The organism is Bdellovibrio sp. NC01 (assembly GCF_006874625.1).
Taxonomy (GTDB): Bacteria; Bdellovibrionota; Bdellovibrionia; order Bdellovibrionales; family Bdellovibrionaceae; genus Bdellovibrio.
In genome coordinates this window covers 583447-603170 of sequence record NZ_CP030034.1, presented here as the reverse complement: position 1 = coordinate 603170, position 19724 = coordinate 583447, and the positions used below count along the sequence as shown (strand labels likewise).

20 protein-coding genes are annotated in these 19724 nt (G+C 44.7%); 6 read left to right on the top strand and 14 right to left on the bottom strand.

What is annotated here, in order from left to right; all coding sequences use genetic code 11:
- Nucleotides 1-5: 5 nt before the first annotated feature.
- The 3 genes from DOE51_RS02940 to DOE51_RS02930 are packed head-to-tail and all read right to left on the bottom strand — an operon-like array spanning nt 6 to nt 1469.
- Entirely contained in the window at nt 6-488 is a 483-nt protein-coding gene (locus tag DOE51_RS02940) for a DoxX family membrane protein (protein ID WP_142695098.1), read from the bottom strand.
- A 14-nt stretch (nt 489-502) separates the two neighbouring features.
- Nucleotides 503-1246: an endonuclease III gene (gene nth, locus DOE51_RS02935; protein WP_142695097.1), complete on the bottom strand. Its 744-nt coding sequence runs from the start codon at nt 1244-1246 to the stop codon at nt 503-505.
- Nucleotides 1233-1469 (bottom strand): ferredoxin, encoded by a 237-nt coding sequence (locus DOE51_RS02930; RefSeq protein ID WP_142695096.1) that lies wholly within the window; start codon nt 1467-1469, stop codon nt 1233-1235. Before DOE51_RS02930 ends, nth begins: the two co-directional genes overlap by 14 nt.
- Nucleotides 1470-1634: 165 nt before the next feature.
- On the opposite strand from DOE51_RS02930, the gene DOE51_RS02925 reads away from it, so the two are divergent.
- From DOE51_RS02925 to DOE51_RS02910, 4 genes are read left to right on the top strand one after another with little or no spacing between them, the layout of a single operon-like run.
- A complete protein-coding gene (locus DOE51_RS02925) occupies nt 1635-2726 on the top strand; it encodes a GNAT family N-acetyltransferase (protein ID WP_142695095.1) in 1092 nt (363 codons plus the stop codon).
- Nucleotides 2723-3682: a hypothetical protein gene (locus DOE51_RS02920; RefSeq protein WP_142695094.1), complete on the top strand. Its 960-nt coding sequence runs from the start codon at nt 2723-2725 to the stop codon at nt 3680-3682. Before DOE51_RS02925 ends, DOE51_RS02920 begins: the two co-directional genes overlap by 4 nt.
- Before the next feature lie 52 nt (nt 3683-3734).
- Entirely contained in the window at nt 3735-4388 is a 654-nt protein-coding gene (elbB, locus tag DOE51_RS02915; RefSeq protein ID WP_142695093.1) for an isoprenoid biosynthesis glyoxalase ElbB, read from the top strand.
- Between the two features lie 18 nt (nt 4389-4406).
- A complete protein-coding gene (locus DOE51_RS02910; protein ID WP_142695092.1) occupies nt 4407-5495 on the top strand; it encodes a D-alanine--D-alanine ligase family protein in 1089 nt (362 codons plus the stop codon).
- A gap of 68 nt (nt 5496-5563) precedes the next feature.
- On the opposite strand, the gene DOE51_RS02905 is transcribed toward DOE51_RS02910, so the two are convergent.
- Nucleotides 5564-6277 carry a hypothetical protein gene (locus tag DOE51_RS02905; protein WP_142695091.1) on the bottom strand — a complete coding sequence of 238 codons (714 nt, stop codon included), beginning with the start codon at nt 6275-6277 and terminating at the stop codon, nt 5564-5566.
- A gap of 102 nt (nt 6278-6379) precedes the next feature.
- The gene (locus DOE51_RS02900; protein ID WP_142695090.1) at nt 6380-7306 is read right to left on the bottom strand and encodes a hypothetical protein; all 927 of its coding nucleotides are present in this window, start codon (nt 7304-7306) and stop codon (nt 6380-6382) included.
- Nucleotides 7307-7478: 172 nt separating this feature from the next.
- Between DOE51_RS02900 and DOE51_RS02895 the strand changes: the two genes are divergently transcribed.
- On the top strand, nt 7479-7685 hold the full coding sequence (locus DOE51_RS02895; protein WP_142695089.1) for a hypothetical protein: 207 nt from the start codon (nt 7479-7481) through the stop codon (nt 7683-7685).
- A gap of 47 nt (nt 7686-7732) precedes the next feature.
- Here DOE51_RS02895 and DOE51_RS02890 read toward each other — a convergent pair whose 3' ends face one another.
- The 7 genes from DOE51_RS02890 to DOE51_RS02860 all read right to left on the bottom strand — a co-directional run bounded on the left by DOE51_RS02890 (nt 7733) and on the right by DOE51_RS02860 (nt 18247).
- The gene (locus tag DOE51_RS02890; RefSeq protein ID WP_142695088.1) at nt 7733-9115 is read right to left on the bottom strand and encodes an aldehyde dehydrogenase family protein; all 1383 of its coding nucleotides are present in this window, start codon (nt 9113-9115) and stop codon (nt 7733-7735) included.
- Nucleotides 9116-9169: 54 nt separating this feature from the next.
- Nucleotides 9170-10708 carry a chemotaxis protein CheB gene (locus tag DOE51_RS02885; protein ID WP_246845300.1) on the bottom strand — a complete coding sequence of 513 codons (1539 nt, stop codon included), beginning with the start codon at nt 10706-10708 and terminating at the stop codon, nt 9170-9172.
- Between the two features lie 26 nt (nt 10709-10734).
- Complete coding sequence (locus DOE51_RS02880) at nt 10735-11502, bottom strand: chemotaxis protein CheW (RefSeq protein WP_142695086.1); 768 nt, start codon at nt 11500-11502, stop codon at nt 10735-10737.
- Nucleotides 11499-13235, bottom strand: a complete 1737-nt coding sequence (locus DOE51_RS02875) for a chemotaxis protein CheA (protein WP_142695085.1) — start codon at nt 13233-13235, stop codon at nt 11499-11501. Before DOE51_RS02875 ends, DOE51_RS02880 begins: the two co-directional genes overlap by 4 nt.
- A gap of 1016 nt (nt 13236-14251) precedes the next feature.
- A complete protein-coding gene (locus tag DOE51_RS02870; RefSeq protein WP_142695084.1) occupies nt 14252-15766 on the bottom strand; it encodes a di-heme oxidoredictase family protein in 1515 nt (504 codons plus the stop codon).
- Between the two features lies 1 nt (nt 15767).
- On the bottom strand, nt 15768-16856 hold the full coding sequence (locus tag DOE51_RS02865; protein ID WP_142695083.1) for an imelysin family protein: 1089 nt from the start codon (nt 16854-16856) through the stop codon (nt 15768-15770).
- Between the two features lie 35 nt (nt 16857-16891).
- Nucleotides 16892-18247, bottom strand: a complete 1356-nt coding sequence (locus tag DOE51_RS02860; protein ID WP_246845299.1) for a hypothetical protein — start codon at nt 18245-18247, stop codon at nt 16892-16894.
- Nucleotides 18248-18560: 313 nt separating this feature from the next.
- Between DOE51_RS02860 and DOE51_RS02855 the strand changes: the two genes are divergently transcribed.
- On the top strand, nt 18561-18899 hold the full coding sequence (locus DOE51_RS02855) for a hypothetical protein (RefSeq protein ID WP_142695081.1): 339 nt from the start codon (nt 18561-18563) through the stop codon (nt 18897-18899).
- A 42-nt stretch (nt 18900-18941) separates the two neighbouring features.
- Here the strand turns inward: DOE51_RS02855 and DOE51_RS02850 are convergent, their stop codons facing one another.
- Together DOE51_RS02850 and DOE51_RS02845 are read right to left on the bottom strand one after the other, a co-directional pair.
- Nucleotides 18942-19175: a DUF1653 domain-containing protein gene (locus DOE51_RS02850; RefSeq protein WP_246845297.1), complete on the bottom strand. Its 234-nt coding sequence runs from the start codon at nt 19173-19175 to the stop codon at nt 18942-18944.
- Nucleotides 19175-19585: an HIT family protein gene (locus DOE51_RS02845; RefSeq protein WP_142695080.1), complete on the bottom strand. Its 411-nt coding sequence runs from the start codon at nt 19583-19585 to the stop codon at nt 19175-19177. The genes DOE51_RS02850 and DOE51_RS02845 overlap by 1 nt, the downstream gene beginning before the upstream one ends.
- Nucleotides 19586-19724 lie beyond the last annotated feature (139 nt).

The window sequence follows — 19724 nt, the reverse complement described above, 5'->3', positions numbered from 1 at the left end:
GATGCCTACCACCAGATGCCGCGACGACGTTTGAAGAAATAATAATCCAGCCCCAAGCAGCGACCCGCGCCAACCCAAGCAAGAATCAAATGAATCGCAAAGAATGTTTTGTATAAGTCTTCGTGACCTGGGCCCGAAATAAACAGACTGACCACACACAACAAAATACCAATCAAAGCCATCGGACGAACCACGTAACCGATGATATAGGAAATCGCTAACGCGAACTCAAGCCCCAACAAAATGAAAGCCACTGTTTGCCAATTTGGAATCATCGTTGAACTTGCGAAAATTTTAAACCAGTTCGGAGCATGACTTGCTGGCAACCACTCTGCGATTTGATCGGCAATACGTGGACGAGTTAAAAAGTCGCCGCGGAATTTGATCAATGCTTGTTCAAGATAGTAATAACCCAAGAAAATTCTTAAGAAAGAGATCGGAAGAAGATGGCCTACGTATTTAACGCTCTCAAAGAATGAAGTGAACATGAGCACATTGTGAACTAGACGCCCCTCTTAGGGCAAGTCTCCTCTAAGAAGCAATGACTGCAATCAGGTTTTCTCGCCTTACAGATAGCTCGACCATGCGAGATCAACCAATGCGATAACATAATCCAATCTTCTTGCGGAACTTCTTCCGAAAGTTCGCGTTCGATTTGCACAGCATTTTCTGTGTCCACCCAACCTAAGCGATTGGACAAACGAGTCACGTGCGTATCAACCACGATGCCACTTGGAATTCCGAACGCATTGCCAAGAACCACGTTCGCCGTTTTGCGACCGACGCCACCTAACTCGACCAAAGCCTCGAGATCCTTTGGCACTTCCCCGTTGTATTTCTCAACAAGAGTTTCAGCTGCAGCTTTTAAATTCTTCGCTTTATTTTTATAGAAGCCACACGAATGAATCATCTTTTCGATGTCTTCAACCGGCGTTTTCAATAAGGCTTGCGGTGTCGGGCATCTTTTAAACAGCGCCGGTGTCGTCATGTTCACGCGCTCATCCGTGCATTGTGCAGACAAAGACGTTGCAACTAACAACTCCCATGGATTGGTGAAATCCAAAGCACAGTGAGCATCAGGATAATAACGTTTTAACAGAGCGATTGTAGGTAAGATCGGAGCCGCTTTTTTAAACGGTGGTTTTTTCAGAGCTTTTTTAGCAGGAGCTGTGGCAGCCTTCGCAGATTTCGGAGCTGCCTTCTTAACGACTTTAACTTTTTTCTTAGTCTTCTTACTCGTCGCCATCGTTGCCGATAGCCTCTACGGGACAACCTTCCATCGCTTCTTTACAAAGAGCTTCTTCTTCAGGTGTTCCTGGTTGCTTTGTCACGAAAGCGTGGCCGTCTTCTTCATGCATTGAGAAGTTATTAGGAGCCGTCAATACGCAAGCATCGCAAGCAATGCATGATTGATCGACGAACATTTTGCCGGGCTTATTTTCTTTCCAGCTTTGACTTTTCTCTGCCATGGGGACTCCTAAATATGCGCACAATATAGTCTTTTTCGTCCTGAAGTCAAACCCCGGAGCAGCCTTATTCCAGACTTGGGTCGCATTTTTCTAGTCCCCTTTTGCTGAATGCTGGGGGTCTGGCCCATTTACCGGTATTCTTAAAGGAATATGTAAGGAGGGTTCATGGAAGGACCTCGTTCGCCGCGGGAAGCTGAGTTACCGCAAGTTCTAGATTTCCTTAATAAAAAACTTCGTTCTGAAGCTCCTTGGTCGATTGCAGCGGAATACCCTACAGCGTTTACAGCTAACAACTTGCACAATATGCGCATTATCTCGGATGAAGAAAGAGTGCTTTCACACGCCGTGATGAAACCGCTTATCATCAAATCTCCCCATGTAATTTTTAAAGTGGGCGCCATCGGTTCCGTCGTTACCGACGATCAACACCGTGGGCAAGGCTTAAGCACACGCGTGATTAATGACTGTTTAAAACTGGCGACAGAGCAGTCTTGTGATATCGCGATTCTTTGGACAGACCTTTTCGATTTCTATCGCAAAATGGGTTTTGAACTGGCCGGTAGCGAAATCAGTTTCATTATCGATGAAGAGTTCGATGTTCCGACTTCAAACTTACGATTCTCTACGGATTCAAAAGTTTCTCCGGATGCTATCTATCGTCTTTATTCCTCGCACTCAGTGAATTCCGTGCGCACGATTGAAGAAACTCGCAAATTCTTGGCGATCCCTGAAACAAAAGTCTACACAGCTTGGGAGGCAAACGGTCAATTAGCGGCCTATGCAATCGAAGGCAAAGGTGTGGATTTAGGTGGTTACATTCATGAATGGGGCGGCTCTGTTTCTAAGTTGATGGCTTTGTTTAGCTTCATTCGTACCCACAAAGCTCAACCGTATACGATCATTGTTCCTAAACATGCGACGAACTTGATTGAGCAATTGAAAGCGAAGCCTGTGATGATGAATCAAGGCTTCTTGGGCATGATCAAATTCGTCAACTTCGATCAATTGGCGGCAAAAATCAAACGCGCCTTCCGTGCTGAAGGTGTTGCTGACATCGTTCTGGAAAAACATCCCGATAATTTTGTTTTCGGTTGTGGCCAGGATCTTTACACGATCAACAATGAAACGGACATGGTTCGCTTGTTATTCGGTCCGGTTGATTACCGTGCGCTTGGCATCTTCAAAGAAGAAACTGTACAAAAATTTGAAAAAGTTTTGCCGTTGAACTTATGGGTCTGGGGATGGGATTCGATATGAGATCTTGGCGCTTAGCTGTGTTGCTACCGATGATTTCATTGGTCAGCAGCTCGTGTATGAAAACACCTGAACTTGATGAGAAAGCAGAACCCGCTTCTGTTCAAGAAGTTCAAAGTGCAATGGCGAAAAGCTGGGGCAATTCAGATCCTTTATCAATGACCGTGAACGATTTCGTTTACACAGAAACAGATCAGCGCATTGAACAGCAAGATCCACGTTTGGTTTTGCAAGAAGGTATCACCGTTTCCAATAAAGCCGATGCTACCAACGAAGTGAATTATACTTATCTCTATCAAGTCGCTGTCATTAACGGAACATCGTCGCAGCAATCAACGCGTGAAGATCACCGTTGTGTTGCTAAAAACGACAATGGCTGTCCAGATCCTACTCCTTCAGACGGCTCGTCTGATTCTTCCGATGGTTCGTCTTCAACGACTGCCGTTCCGAAAGAGCTTAGAGGTCTTTCGAAACTGCAAAAAGCCGCGGGTGGTTCATCAGATATCAAACCTTATGCTGATGATTATCAAATGTCTTTGGGCTTTGAAAAGTTTTTGAGTCTTGCTTACGCCTGCCAAAAATCTGATAGCCTTGCGCAGTACTGCAAAGACCAACTGGGCGTCGATACATGCGACATTCAATGTTCAAATCTAGCAGTTAAAGAGGACTCGCAAGATGCGCCTCCTTCAATGAAAGCTTTGGCCAACTGCGGTGGATTAACAGACTGTAAGATCAAGTTGAAACGCATCAATTTCGATTGGTCGTTCATTACGAAAAAAGGAACTACAACTCACTCGCAGAAAATTAATTACTCAATGGCGCTAAGTCAGGATCTTCCATTCTTGTCGCGCTTAGTTGAGTACTGTTCGCGAGGTCTTGTCGATATTCCATCCAGTGGAACAAAGGTACTAGTTACTGTCTGCAACAGACAAAAAGACTACAAGCCCGCGCCACACTAACATTTGCCTCTTATAATCGCCTCCTGTAGAGTGTGTTCTTCGGGAGGTTTTCATGAAAAAAATCGCTGTTGTCCTTTCTGGTTCTGGTTACTTAGACGGAAGCGAAATCACTGAAGCCGTAAGTCTTCTTATTGCTCTAAATCAAGCTGGTGCTGAAGTTTCGTGCTTTGCTCCAGAAGTCGAATTGTCAGTTGTAAATCACATCGATGGTAAAGCCACAGGCGAAAAACGTTCTGTGTTGGTTGAAGCGGCCCGCATTGCTCGCGGTCACGTTCAATCACTTTCAAAACTTCACGCAAAAGATTTTGATGCCGTGGCATTCCCAGGTGGCTTCGGTGCCGCTAAGAATCTTTGCAACTGGGCTGAAAAAGGTGCGAAGTGCGATGTGAATCCTGAAGCGGAACGCGTGATCATGGATTTCTTCAACGCAAGCAAGCCGATCGGCGCCATCTGTATCGCTCCCGCTTTGATCGCTCGTGTTCTTGGCAAACAAAAAGTCACAGTGACGATCGGTGAAGACGCAGGAACAATCGCAGAGATTTTGAAAACCGGCGCCCAACACGAAGAATGTCCCGTTGATGATTACATCACGGATCGCGAAACAAAAGTCGTTTCAACTCCGGCATACATGTACGGCGATGCAAAACCAAACCAAGTCTTCGCAGGCATTTTCGGTTTGGCGCATGAATTGGTTGAGTGGGCTTAAGAAAGAATTGGATTTAAAATGAAAAAGACAATCGCACTTATTTTCGGTGGTAAATCTGCAGAGCACGAAGTATCTCTTCGCTCTGCTAAAAACATTGCAGATGCTTTGGATAAAGATCTTTTCTCGCCTGTATTTATCGGGATCAGCAAACAAGGTAGCTGGTACCGTTTCGCGAATAACGACGTATTTAAAAATATCACGATCGACGACACGCACTTGCCTGCTGAGGCAGAACCGGTTGCGTTGATCGCCTTGAAAGGTGCTCCAGTACTTTACTCTTTGAAAGATCAAAGTAAAACGACTGTCGACTGCGCCTTCCCTATCTTGCACGGAACAATGGGTGAAGATGGTACGATCCAAGGTTTGTTCAAAATGGTGCAATTGCCATTCGTTGGTTGCGGCGTTTGGTCGTCTGCTGCTGGCATGGACAAAGAAGTGATGAAACGTCTTTTGGAACAAGCTGGTATCCCAAGTGCACGTTACATGTTGCTGACTCCGTACAAAGATACCTCTTATGAAGAGATCGTTGCCAAATTGGGAACTCCATTCTTCATCAAGCCTGCAAACGCGGGTTCTTCCGTGGGCGTTCACAAAGTGAAGTCAGCATCTGATTTCGCTGTGAACTTGAAAGACGCTTTCCAATTCGACAATAAAGTTTTGGCGGAAGAATTCATCAAAGGCCGCGAACTTGAATGTTCGGTCATGGGCTTGAATCACAAACCAAAAGCTTCATTGCCTGGTGAAGTGATCCCGCAACACGATTTCTATTCTTACGAAGCGAAATACGTAGATGATAACGGGGCCTTGATCGAAATTCCTGCGAAGCTTAATGGCGACGAAACAAAACGCATGCAAACTTTGGCAGAAAAGACTTTCCACGTGATGGGTTGCGATGGTTTGACTCGCGTAGATGGTTTCCTTCGTCCAAATGGCGATATCTACATCAACGAAATCAACACAATCCCTGGTTTCACGAAAATTTCCATGTATCCAAAAATGTGGGAAGCTTCAGGCGTTTCTTATAAAGAGTTGATCACATCATTAATCAACTTGGCTTTTGAGAAATTTGAAATCGAAAGCAAATTGAAAACAAGTTATCTAGAATAGTTCTTCTTCACCGAAGAAATAAAAAAGGCGCCCTTTGCGGCGCCTTTTCTTTTTTGGGCTCTTTCTTTTTATTGAAGAGCGTTTTTAATACCGATTCCCTGAAGATTCATATCTGTTGCGCGTTTGACAAGTTCCGTGAATACGGGCTGCAACTCTTCATTTAATTTATCGGCTTTAAGTTTTGTCAGGGCTGCGCAGTTTTTCATAAGTGGCACTGAGGATTGATCTGGCGTCACTGTTGAAGTCGCCTCGATCTTTTTCGTTTCTACATTCCAAAGCTCAGCGCGCATTAGGAAGTATGCAACTGACTCGTTCGTTTTACTTAAGTTCTGAGCACAGTACACACCGTAACCAGCGCGGTAGTTTTTAAATCCGTTGTTAGAGATTGGGTGCACCATGATCACGTGCTTAGCACCTTGTTGCTGCGCTTGTGTCAGCACATATTGCACAAGAATCTGCCAACGATCACCAAGGTAAATGTCTTTTAACCCGCGTGCTTCAGCGATCAGATCTTTCACAGTTTTTGCGTCGAGATTGATACGAATGCTATTGCGGTAGAAAGTTTTAAGTTGGTTATCGTACTCGCTGATAAATTGGTTATTGATATCCCATGCTTTGGTATCAACTTTAATATCTTTGAATTTGCCCGTCGAAGAGATCAGCAATTGATCATCGAACAATGACACAAGACCCACAACTTCTGGTGGTGGTCTTTGTTCAGGAGCTTTCGTTGCACAAGAAACTACAGAAATCAGAATAAGAAATAAACTCAGTCGCAGCATATGATTTCCTCCACGTTGACCAGATGATTTTATTAACTTTGTACTACGGTGGCAAAAACAAAGGGCGATCCCTCGACCGCCCTTTTTAATTCCACATAAAATTTAATTACATGACCTTTTATCACCTATGATCTGACAGAACTCTTGCTTCTCACCGGCTTGACCTGGGTTGCCTGGATTTCCTTGTTCGCCAGAACTCGCTCTTGAAGGACCACCCATACTCAAATTTGCACAACCGTCATGTCCTTTGGGACCGTTCAAACCACCTTGGCCACCGCCGCCACCGTCACCACCAATGCCTCCTTTTCCTGCAAACTTATTTATGACAGGAAAGAAGCCTTTATCCTCATTCATCTTAATTTGAAAGGCTCCCGTATTTCCACCTTTCATGCCCGTGCCGCCCTGATAACCTTGCTTGCCGGGTTCACCTGCACCTCCTGGTCCGCCACTTTTACAACCGGAAACTCCATTGAAACTGTCGCCGGGTTTGCCTTGGGTATAGTTATCTTTACCATTCAATTCCGGTCCCGGATTAGCACCCCGGGCTCCTTTGCCACCATTTTCCCCACGTAAAGTTACCAACAATGTTCCTATCGCAGAGTTTGTTTCAACAAATATTAATCCACCATTTCTACCATCTCGCTGATCGGATGCTGTTTGTTCTGCTGGAAAAGTAGTAATTTCGCCGCTCTCAGAAATGAATTCGTTCGTTTGAATATGTAACCAGTTGTCTCCGACAATAAGAACACCACCTTTTTCAATAGTTAGTGTTTGCAAACGAAGTTTAAGCTCTTTGATCGGCTGAGCTTTTGCTTCGAAAAGTTCTTTTTGCTCCTGAAGGTAAGACTTTTCATCCAAGATCTTGCCATTGAAGAAGTACATGCGCTCGCTGATTGTAAGAGAGTCATAAACTTCTTCTTTAATCTGTGGAGGCGGGGTCTCTGCCTTTTTGTTGTCGCGGATTTCTACGCAGGCGTTGCAGAGGATCGATAGAGATAAAATCGTGAAGAATAATTTTGGGGATTGCATATTTGCTCCTTTGATAGCGCGAGGGAGCTTTTCAAAATGGTTTCCTGATCGAATTGGCATTAATCGAATGACGCGTCCGGCGTCCGGACTTTCGCCTGTGAACAGGTTTTGCAGTGACTCTATTTTGCTTTCTTTACAGGACGTTTAGATAAAGCAACTCAAGGATGAGAAAATGGACTACAGCAAGATCAACTACTTCGAAAAATCCGACACTCCAAAATACCGCGAGTTTATAATTTCCCAAAACAATTGCATACTTTGCGGCACTGTACTGGAACTAAAACACATCACAGATCGTGATGCTGATGAAGTAAAAGAAGAAGCGTTTTGCACTCATTGTGATGTCAAAACTCGGGCGAAAACGCATATTTTGAACTAGCTTTTGTCAAAGTTCCGACGGTGAAAATTGTCAGAAGGTTGACGCTTTTAGATGCCCGTCAACTTCTTGCCGTCAGAATAGAACGAACTTTTCCAATCCATTTCTAGATTTCCAAAGCTTGATTGTTTGTGACCAAAAATTATGTTGCTTTCACCGTTCATCCACGAGTTTTCAAACACGTGAGCGCACTCAAGCTTCGTCGCAACTTTTTGAACTTTCTCTGCACCACCCCAAAGTACGGCAGAGTGTCCTAAGTAAGATGTATTCGCCCACTTCAAAATTTCATGTTGATACTTCACCGAAGTGATTAAAAACAGAGGCGCATGAAGTTCATCTTGTTGCATGACCGAACAATTTGGCAGATCAAGCATCCATGTTGGCTTCACAAAATTTCCCGGAAGATCCAACTTTTGCTGACCCCAGATAACTTTACCGTGCTCCGAAACACCGAAGCTTGTACGTTCCGCTAAAAGCTGCGCACGTTCCTCGCTGATAAGTGGTGTCCACACCGATTCGCCATCAGGAGATTGCAGCGGTTCCAAAGTTTGCATGTAGGCGTGCAAAGCTTCGTTGAATTCTTTATGAAAAGATTCGATCAAAAATAAACGTGAAGTGTTCCAACACATTTGTCCTTGGCCGATCATGAACGAACGCATGACTTCAGGCATTCGAGTCGCATAATCAAAATCAGACAAAACCGCCGCACCATTTTTTGCGCCAGCACTTAACTGTAATTTTTTAAATTGCGTAAGACCTGCTTTCGCAACGGCTTCCATCGTCGAATTGCGACCTACCGCTGTCACGGCACGAATGCTTGGATGACCGGCAACGATTTGTGCGACGTCAGCCTTACCTTGAATGAATTGCACCCAGCCCGCAGGTGCATTTACCGCTTTCAGTGCTTCACCTAAAACAACTGCTGTGATCGGCGAATGCTCTGATACTTTTACAATCACTACATTGCCTGCTGCCATCGCTGGTGCCAAACGCTCGGTGATCAAACGCAATGACAAACACCAGGAAGTAATCACACCGATGATACCCGTCGCGTAAACTTCAAAGCCCGACGGCAATGGCTGCAACAATCTTTCAGACGTCGCACGCAGATGAGCAATTGCTACTTCTACAGAATTTTTTAGAACAAAACTTTTTGGCAAACCTTGATGAAGAGCTTCCAAACGAGCGATATCGGATTTTTTCGACTCTAGATAGTCTGCAAGATCAGAAAGAACTTTTGCGCGCTCTATGACCGACAACGCTTCCACTTGGGGCAAAACTTTTTTGGCTGCCTGCAAGGACTTAATGACATCCATCGCATCGGATTCAGTGACCTGCGCAAGAGCGCTGCCATCAAATGGAGATTTTTTGCTGAAAGATTTTTTACTGTCAGAGGCGACAAATTCGCCCCCGATAAAGTTAAGAATTTCCAAAGTACTTTTCTTCCTCGAGCTTACGTCGGTTCTTCTCCGACGTGCCAGAGAAGATTAATACAAGTTCTGATTTCGATATTGCATCAGATAGCCTGAAAGCGCATCAGCTTTTAGTACCTCATCCGCCACACCGAGTTCAATCGCTTTTTGTGGGCCATAAGGGAACTGCGCCTCATCAGGATGCTGCACAACAGTAGCTCCACCAAGCTTTTGCACGTCCGTCAAACCATCCACGCCATCTGAGCCGAATCCACCCAAGAGGACTGCGAACACACCTTTATTGAAGGAAGCCGCTGCCGACTGGAATAAAACGTTACTAGAAGGAAGTTGCGACGCCACCGGCGCACCTTTCGCCAATTTCAATACGGGGCCTTGAGGACCTGGAGCAATACGACCATGGTGCTCTGCCGGGATGAAATAAACGTGACCCATTCTTAAAAACTCGCCGTCTTTTGCAACGACAGGAGTCACTTTCGATGCTGTTTTTAATTTACCGATATATGCCGTCACGAAGTTCGCAACTGTACTGCATGACACAACCACTGGCGGAGTATCGGCAGCCAAACCTTTGATAAATCTTTCTAAAGAGTCAGCACTTCCGGCATTGCCACCAACCACAACAACTTTCAATTCCGCCGCACGTTTTACAACCGGCGAAGATGACAATGTTGGTCTGATATCACTTACAGGAGGAGCTTCTTTTAACTTCTTCAATACATTCACAGAGGCCGCAGCACGTACTTTATCAACAAGCATACTTGCTAGATCTTTCAAGACCGCTGGATCGAACTGCGAAGGCTTATGAACGAATTCAACTGCACCCAATTCAAGGGCTTTCATTGCCGCATCACCCGTACTTGCCAGTGAAGAAACCATCACCACCGGAATTGGATGATGCTTCATGATTTTTTCAAGGAACATCACACCAGACATCTTTGGCATCTCGATATCCAAAGTCATCACGTCTGGTTTTTTATTTAAAATTAGTTCACGTGCTTGATAAGCGTCTGCTGCTGCACCGACAACCTCAAGGCCACTCTTCGTGAAGATGTTCGTAAACAACGTACGAACTGTCGCCGAGTCATCAACCACCAGAACTTTCACATTCTTAGCGATGGCCAATGGCTTAAATCCCGACACGTCGACGGGTTGTTTTGACGTTTCGCCAGCGCCACCGCCTGAAGAGTTGTGAAGGATGTCGAAGTTTGCAGTATTCAGCTTAATCGTGCGCGCGTGTTCTCCCGCAACGTTCTTTTCGATGATCGGGATATTCATTTGCTTCAAAATAGTTTCAGCCACTTCAATATTACGTTTGCCGATACCGTCACCCAACGATGACACGGCGATAACATTGGCACCGCCATAGATTTTGGCCTGAAGACGACTGCGATTTGCACCTAAGCGCACACATTCATCAATCAACGCTGGAATAGCAAACGATCCATAACGCGTATTCAAAGACTCATTCGGTAAACCATCTGGAAGCAAGTAGTGATTTAAACCACCGATGTGAGTTGTCGGATCATGAATCGCAACTGCAACACAAGAACCAAGCAGAGTTGAAATGATGGTCTCTTCTTTAAAAGCTGCCATCTTACCAGGGAATAAATAGTGCGAATTCACGCCGCCACCAATCTTTCAATATCTAGGACCATTACGCTGCGTTGATCTTTGACGAAGAAGTTTCGAATAAAGGGAACCGAAATCATCACAGGGTTCGCTTCGATACTTTGCAATTCTTTATTGCGAAGACTGATAAGTTCTTCAGTCTCTGTCACTTGTAACGAGAAGCGCGTGCCTTCGTAATCACAAATCACATAAAAGAAATCGTTGGTTTCATTCTTATTGAACCCATAGTCCTGCAAACTGAATACAGGAATAGCATCACCACGGAATGGAATCACACCCAACAGGCCTGACTTCTTTTGCGGCAACGGAAACAACGGCAAAGCAGGAATTACTTCGACAACGTTCTTAATAGGAATCACGAATTCTTGATCTGATACTTTACAATGAAGATAAAGACTCTCGCCCTGTTGTTCGACTGTCAGAGTAAACTGCGCAGCGATTTCAGGAGAATCTTTTTTAGTGTCCATCAATTGCTCGACGTATTTATTCGCCAAACGCAATGCTGGAATCAGGTCCGCAGGACCAGCAAATTGATCTAATTTTTCAGAGAATGTTTGAAACCAGTTCGACAGAAATTCGAACTCATTACTTTTGGCATCGACAATCCACGTCTTTGTGGCGTCACGAATTTCCGCACGAATACGGTTCCAAGTTGATTCATCAAGTAAATCGACGAATTTATCGAGCTCTTGCGAAAGGCTATCTAGATAATAGCCTTTCAGCTCGGCCGTAAAATCATCACCAAAGAAGTCGCTCATGCGGCCTCCTGTTCAAGCGAAGAAGGTTTCGCAATGACTGCAAATAACAAATCTGGATCAACAATGTAAGCCACTTTTTCATCTGCCAGGATCGAAATCCCTTTAAAGCCTTTTTGCGAACCCAGAATCTTACCAAAGCTTTTCACAACAAGGTCTGTCTGCCCGTCAATCTTATCGACTAACAATGCAAACGTCGCATCTTTCGTTCGAATAAACACAGCCGACGAACGTTTTACTTTTTCTTCGGCTTCAGCCACGCTCATATTAAGCATTTCATGGTAATTCAATAATGGCACCGTCAAGCCGCTGAATTGACAATAACGCAAGTGATTCACAGTCGTGATCTGCAATTGCTCACACGAAGTAATGTGCGATACCGCCATCAGTGGCACGGCCATCTGATAATCTCCCCACGAGCATAACAATGCTGATTCCACCATGATGTGCTGTGGAACTGGCAACTCGATTCGGAACGTCGTTCCTTTGCCGAGCTCTGTCTCGATATAGATCTGTCCCGCATACGCATCGACAACGTTTTGCACGACGTCCATACCGACACCACGACCCGAGATCGTTGTGATTTTTTCTTTCGTTGAAAAGCCCGCATTGAAAATAAAACGATAGATTTGATCATCGCTTAATTGCGGTACTTCTTCTTCAGTCACAAGACCTGTTGATAAAGCGCGCGCAAGAATACGGTCTTTATTCAGACCAGCACCGTCGTCTTTAAAAATTAAATTAATCAGACCGTTCTTTTCAGAGATCTCTAGACTTAATTGACCGATGGAAGGTTTGCCCTCTACCGTTCTTTCGAATTGATCTTCGATACCGTGATCGATCGAGTTACGTGCTAAATGCACAACACAATCGGAAAGGTCTTTCCCCAAAGCCTTATCAATTAACAAATCCATTCCGTACATGTCGAATTGAACTTGTTTATTAAGCTCGGTTGCTGCTTGACGAACAAGCAGCGTAATACCTTGAAAACTTTCTTCCGCTTTTTCTTTACGAACGCTTTGGATTTGTGACTGAAATTGGTCGCAAATCTTCGTCAAATTATGAGAAAAATCGCTTTGACGACGTTCAAACAAATCAGGCTGCGCACGGAAGTTCACAGTCTGATTCATCATATTGAAGAAGTTTTTAAGAACCAAAAGCTCGCCCGAGATTTTTAACATCTCGTTCAATTGCTTCATCGACAACCACACGCCTTGCTCGTCTTCTGAGTTGACGACACGTTTTGGCGTCGAAGATTTGCGCGGCATCGCTTTTTGACCCGAGAACTGAAAAGCACCATAACGAGTGATCGTTTCGATCGCTTCGCTGAGCTCTTCCGGATACACTTCGCGTTTTTCACGAAGCGCTTCTGCTAGGATTTTTAGTAAACGTGAACTTTGTAAAAACAAATCAATCGCTTCACGCGTAACCGTTTTGTATTCTTGCTTAATTCGGTTTAGTAAAGCTTCGAATTCATGCGATAACGAACCAAACAATTGTCCACCAGGAACTGCGCCCACACTGCCTTTCAGCGTATGAACTTTCCTGAACACCAAATTGATTTGATCCATGTCATCGGGAGTTTCTTCGAGCTTAAGAATTTGCTCTTCAAGAGTCTCGAGGATCTCTTTGGATTCTTCAAAGAACGCAGCAGACACCTGTTCGACTTGTTCAAAGTCGATCACAAACATCTCATCGAGCTGTGATGGAGAGTTTTGATTTTGCTCGTCTGACATAAAATCCTTGAAGCGTTGACCACTAGCGGTTCAAGAATTTATCGGAATTTCAGTGATTTAAGAGAGGTTCTTAGTATTACAAAAAAGACTAGATTTTTATGAGTGAAGCTTCATTTGCCCTAAATAGAAAGGCCACTCGACTGGATCCGTTTCCGGTGCTCATCGCGTGGCCTTATGTAACACTGATTCTTTTCAGAATCCTAGGCGAAGGTCATGTCGGCTAAGAAGCCGCCACCTCCGCCTTGGTTATGTCACAGTTATTATAATTAACCATAAGCACCACCCCCTTCCCAGCCCCAATAGAAGCTTTCCCTAATCCTACAATAGTCCTTCGACTTTTCTCCACTTTTCTTTCTATGTTTATTCTTTGGTCTCGTTTCATTTTCTTTCAAATCCTTTACCAGAGCGGGTTTCCTGTCTTTCGGTTCGTGTTTCAAGCGGGGATTTTTTCTATTTTAGGAGGAACCCCCTTTGCTTCTCGGCACGCCGTCCGGGCTCAATCGTCGCCGAAGCTTCGCTTCGGTTCGGTTCGCGCCATCGTGGCGCCGACGAAGGCCGTTCCGCATAGGGGGTTCCTCCTAAAACAGAAAAAATTTTGCTAGATACACTAATGACAGGATTTTGCGTGAAGGATTGTTTGAAAATGAAACGTGGCCAATGAGTTCACAGAAAGATTGTGAAGAAAGAATCGGAAAAATTTGTTTGTTGGATGTAGTTTGAAAGTTGAGTGCTCGGACACACACAACAAGAAGCATCCCAGTACTCAAAAAATCCCGAGCTCTTTTTTGCTGGAACTGTCTCATTGCTGGCATTCAGCGAGACACTTTATTTTAATTTGCACACTGAAAGTGGCTTAGGGCTTTTTGGAGTCTGACCCGAAGGTGGCCTTCGTCGGCGCCACGATGGCGCGAACGGAAGCGAAGCTTCCGCGACGATTGAGCCCGGATGGCGTGCCACCGAAGCGGTTAGACTTCAAAAAGTCCTAAGCCGCTTTCAAGCGTCGCCCGAAGTAAGAATTAAAGTGACTTGATGAAAGCCAACAATGCTTGGCGGTCTTCGGCTGGAAGATTAACGAATTTGTCTTTTGAGTATTGTGCTTCGCCGCCGTGCCATAGGATTGCTTCTTCGAACGTGCGTGCACGTCCATCATGCAAGAAGCCACCGCGTGGGTTGACTGTTTGTGATTGGCCGATGCCCCACAATGCTCTTGTTTTCCATTGTTTGCCAGAAGCATCGAAGTCTTTTCTGCCGTCTGCCAAGCCATCGCCCATGTCATGCAAAAGCATGTCTGTGTATGGGTAGATTTTTTGATTCGCTAACGCAGGAATTGTGTGGGGACCTGTTGTGTAGCTTGGTTGATGGCAGCTTGTGCAGTTTACTTGGTGGAAAACTTCTGCGCCACGAACAACAGTTGGTTCATCGACGTTACGACGTGATGGAACTGCCAATGTTTGTGAATAGAATACTAGATCATCAGCCACTTGGTTTGAGGCTTCGATTGCCGTTGGCACTGGACCGTGATTCGCTTCGTATTGTTTCCACAAGTTTGTACCGAAGATGCTTTCTTGTGGGAATGCGTAGTTCGTTACACCGATGTCGCCACGAAGTGCGCCCAAAGATTGATGGAATACTGACGGCGTGTTGTTTTTCAAACCAAAGCGACCCATTGAAACTGGATACGCGTCGCCCGCCATTGATTTTTGAATATCAAAAACGTAGTTCGGTTGACCGTGAACGCCTTCAGCAGACAAATCACGAGCGGCCAATGCCAAGATGTCAGATTCTTTGATCGCTTCAAGCAAACCCAAACCGATCATTGGTGTGCCCATACGAGGACCCATTTTCACGTCTTTTTCATAAAGGCGGCTGCGAGTTTGACCTGTGACAGAGTCAAAGTATTCATCGTAGGCGCCAGTTACTTTGAACAACGGTTTACGAAGTTCTACAACTTTGCCATCTGGATAAGTGAAGTTAGTTTTTTCGTATTTCATCCATACTTGAGCTTGGCCTTGGCTAGGAAGATCTTCACGAACTCCCCATGAGCCCAAATGGAATAATTGGTCCGAGAAACCAGGAACAGGGACTGGTGCGCCCCAGTTATTTTCTTTCGTCTTAGGATGATTCAAACCATCTTCGATACTAATACGAAGGAAAACAGCTTCGTTCTGTTTAAGTGGAACCCACTCTGCGCCAACGGGTACAACTGGCAAAGCACCACGGCCATCTTTAGAGTGGCAAGCATTGCAGTTTGTGTTGTTGTATACAGGGCCTAATCCGTGATCGAAACGAGTTGGATCATCAGAAAAGTTTCTTTCGAAAAGCATGTCGCCAGTCAAATGCTGGCGAATTTGCTCTTCAGTCAAGTTAGCCGCTGGATTGCGGTAAGCTTGAATCGATTCTCCTTTAATGAATACAGTTGTGTCGCCACCAGATTTGATCGCGCGCACATAGTCCATGTTGATATCGGAAGCAGCCGAAGCTGCTCCTGTCATGATCATTGATACTGCAAAAAGAAGAATCGAATTTTTCATATTATTTGTCCGCCAATGGAAGAACTTGTTGTTCAAGAGTTGCGTGAAGAGCATTCAATGCTTCAATCGCTTTTTGAGTACGTGCACGACCGTCTGCTGTGAAGATCGCTTGGCCGAAATCGCCACCGCCAGCTGGACGGATTGCTTCGATCAAGTTGATGCAGTTCACGATGTCAGCTTCGATTTTAGCAGCCAATGTTGGGTTGTAACGAGCAACCAACGCTTGAACGCCAGGGCCTTTAACAGTGCCGTAAGTACCAGTGTAAACTGAATAGATTGAACGGATGTTCATTTTGAAGTCGTTGATAGAGTTCCAAGAGAATGGAGACTCAACAAGCGCCATGTTTGCAGAACCAATGTCACCGCCCATTGGGTCAGCGATTTTACCGTTTGCTACTTCGTCAGCGATGCCCATCATACCTTTGATAAGCTCTTCCAATACTGCACCTTCAGATGAGTAGTATTGGTTGTTCCAGTTTGGTTGGCTGATAACAGTCACGTAACCTGGAGCACCTGGATTTTCTGGATCGTAGTTTGTTGTCCAAGCGTAAGCCAAAGCCGCTGCGTGCTCTGCCAATACAGTTGAAGTTGCTTTCAAGTAGTCAAATTGACGAGATGTGAAAGCAGAAACTGGTTTTGTGTTTGAGTTCACACCGTTACCGAACAAAAGATATTCGATCGTGTGGAAACCTTGAAGGTTCGTACCCAATGTGTGGATCAAATCAACAGTGATGTTTGATTTACCAGCCAAAACGCCATCAAGATCTGAACGGTTCAATGGCCAAGTGTCCAACATAGGATCGATACCCAAAGCATCTACGGGACCGAACAAGAAAGCTTCTGAAGCTTCCCAAGGAACACGCGTGTAGCGCCATTGTTGTTGTGCCAACGCCAAGTTTTCTTCTGTTGGGTTTGCTGCGAAGTTTGCTACTGCGACTTTCAAGTTTGCAGTTGCGTCCGCTAGGTCAGTGTACGTTTTCATGATTACGTTGTAGCTAACGTGCTTGATAATTTCTGCGTTCGTTGCTGCTTTTGCATTTACACCAACAACCATTGTCAGTGCTGCAAACATCATTTTAAGAGCGTTCATTCGAATCTCCTGTTTGGTTATTAATAAAAAATAAACTAATTAAATTTCGCGATGTCGAAGCCAAGCGCCAGGCTCGCTTGATAAGTCTCTGGAAGATCATCAAGTTGAGTTTTTTGGCGCGTGTATTGAGCCTTCATGAATGCGCCTTTATCGAACGCCCACATGAATCCCAAAGATTTTTTAGCAATGTCGTAACGAGGAAGCTTTTGAACAGTACCTTCCGTGTCAGCGAAAGTATCTACGTGTTCTGCCTGAACGTATGCTACGAATTCATCAGAGAAGTCATAAGATACAAGCAAGCTTTGCAAAACCGCTTTCGAACCCAATGCCACGAATGATTTTGGTTTTGCCAAACCACCCAAAGTTGCATTGGCTTTAACGATAGCTTCAGAGTTTTCCAAAGTACCCGTCATCGCTTCACCTTGGAAGCCGAAACGACCCAGTTTGTAATTTAAAAGAAGTGACCAAAGTTCAATGTTGGAATCAACAGTCAGCTTGTCTTTCTTCCAACGGTTGTCTGTCGTATTACCAGTGTAGTACGCAAGCGCAAGGCCCGTGCCTTTTTTGATCGAGCCGTATTCGATGCTTGCAACAGTTGCTAGGTCATCAGCATTGATCGTTTCGAATTGACGTTGGTAACCGCCGCCAATCCAAGAGTAAGAACGGAAGAACTCAGAGTTCAAACCAGAAACCAAACCTACACGGCCTGTGAAGTCCCAAAATTTTTGTTCAACTTGCACACCTGTTTCATTCCACTCTGGCGGAATCATGTATGCTTCAACACCTGAAGCAAGAACTGTTGGATAACGACGTGGTTTTTCCAATGTCGTGCCCAAAGAGATGAACAATGGGAATTTACCAACTTTCAACAATGTGTCTGTTGATTTGAAGTTCTTGATGTACACGAATTCAGGAAGGACAACTTCACCACCCTTTTCAACTTCGGTTTCAAACTCACCGAATTCTTCGAACGGGTCAAATTCCATCGCCGTACCAGTACCACCGTGTTCAAGTTCGACTTCGAATTCGATCAAAGAGGAATTTGACATGATGTACGAACCTTCAAACGCGATCGCTGCAAGATCAATCGAACGCTTTACGTAAGGTTTATTGTAGTTCGGATCTGTCGGAGTATTTGTTTTAAAAGTCTCGCCTTGGTTGAAGATGAAGTAACCATAAGAAACCAAGCTGAAATAAGGATATTCACGCTTTGGTTTTGCATCTTCCACTTTCGTCGCCATTGTTGCTTCAGGAAGATTTTTAGAAGCTTCTTCCGGAGTCACATTTTGTTGTGGCTTCGTCGCTTCATCGTTCTTTGTTTCAACTGTTACGTCAGTAGATTTGATAACAGACGCAGGTGCCGACTCTTGGGCAACAGCGTAGGAGGACATGCATAAAAATAGGGCAATTAGACTCTTCATTAAACTCGGATCTCCATGGAAGGCCGTTGTAGAGGGGCCCTATGGAAAAGACAAATTTCCTGGGCGTATTCACCTTTGTTGAGAAGGCCTTGTAAGCTAGTTGAAAGCGTATTGATAACACCCGCCTAAGCTGTGGAATTCTTACATAAAACTCCACCCCAGCAGGCAGGTCTAGAGATGAAAATTCCTGGTACATTTCGGTGTCTTTAGCCACGCAAAAAGCCCTCGCAACATGGACAGTCTGGCCAGCGAATGCCACGCTTTTTGGATGAGGGGGATCTGTATGAAAGTTTTTGGAATGATCGCAGTGTTGTTATTTTCGTTAGCGGCTTCTGCACAAAATAATGAAGTATCGTGTGTCGTAAAAGTGAACGGAGAAATTCGTTATGACTTTATTTTGGCGTCACCAGAAGGTCAGAAAATTGAAGTCGGTGAATTCGAAGGCTACAAAGTTCTTTTGAATCACACAGTGAACAGCCGCTATTCAATGGAAATTTACGATATTGATGCCACGGTTCGCTCGTATGCAGATGCGACTTTGCGCAATCTTGAAGACGATGTGACGAATACAATTTGGAAAAGAGAAATCTTGGTTGAAGCTCAATGTAAGCTTCACAAGTAATGCAAAAACGGACTTACTTTTTAAGAGTAAGTCCGTTCTTTTTTACGGAAATAAGAATTTAAAGCGCGGAACTTTTTCGCCGTTTACTTCGACTAGTTCTGACCACATGCCCAGCGGACGACTCCACAAGCGGCCCAAGACATTTTCATACAAAGCTTCATACAAAACGACGTCTTCAAGTGTTTCACTGTGTTTTCCAACACCGATCACACGATACATTTTGCCCTTGTAGTGCTGATAGATGCCATTCACGACCGGAGATTTAGGTTCAGACACTATTTGCCTTCCAAATGCTGGGGCAAGTGTTTGATGATCTCAGCTTGGATTTGTTTCATCTCGGCTTCAGAACGACGAGTCGCTTTTTTGAAATCAAGATCTGGAATCGACCACGCAGGAATCAAGTGCAAGTGATAGTGAGGAACTTCGAAGCCCGCAACCATTTGTCCCACACGCGGTGATCCCGCCGCTTTCAAAATCGCCTTGCCGATTTTCTGCGAAACTTTATGTAGATGCGCATAAGTATCTGCAGGAACTTCCGTCCAATGATTCACTTCTTCTTTGCAGATCACTAAGCAGTGACCCAAGTTCACTTGATCCAATGCCAAGATAGAAATGATTTGGTCATCTTCATAAATTTTGTAGCTTGGTAGCTCACCATTAATAATTTTCGTAAAAATCGACGCCATGTGTACCTCTTTCGCATTGAAGTATAAACAGTGACTTTCCGCGCAGGCAAATTAGAACCCAGTGGGAGAATCATTTTTTGATGGCCACCTTAATACATTCTAATGGAGCAACTCAAAAACCAGGGATAGAATAAGCAAG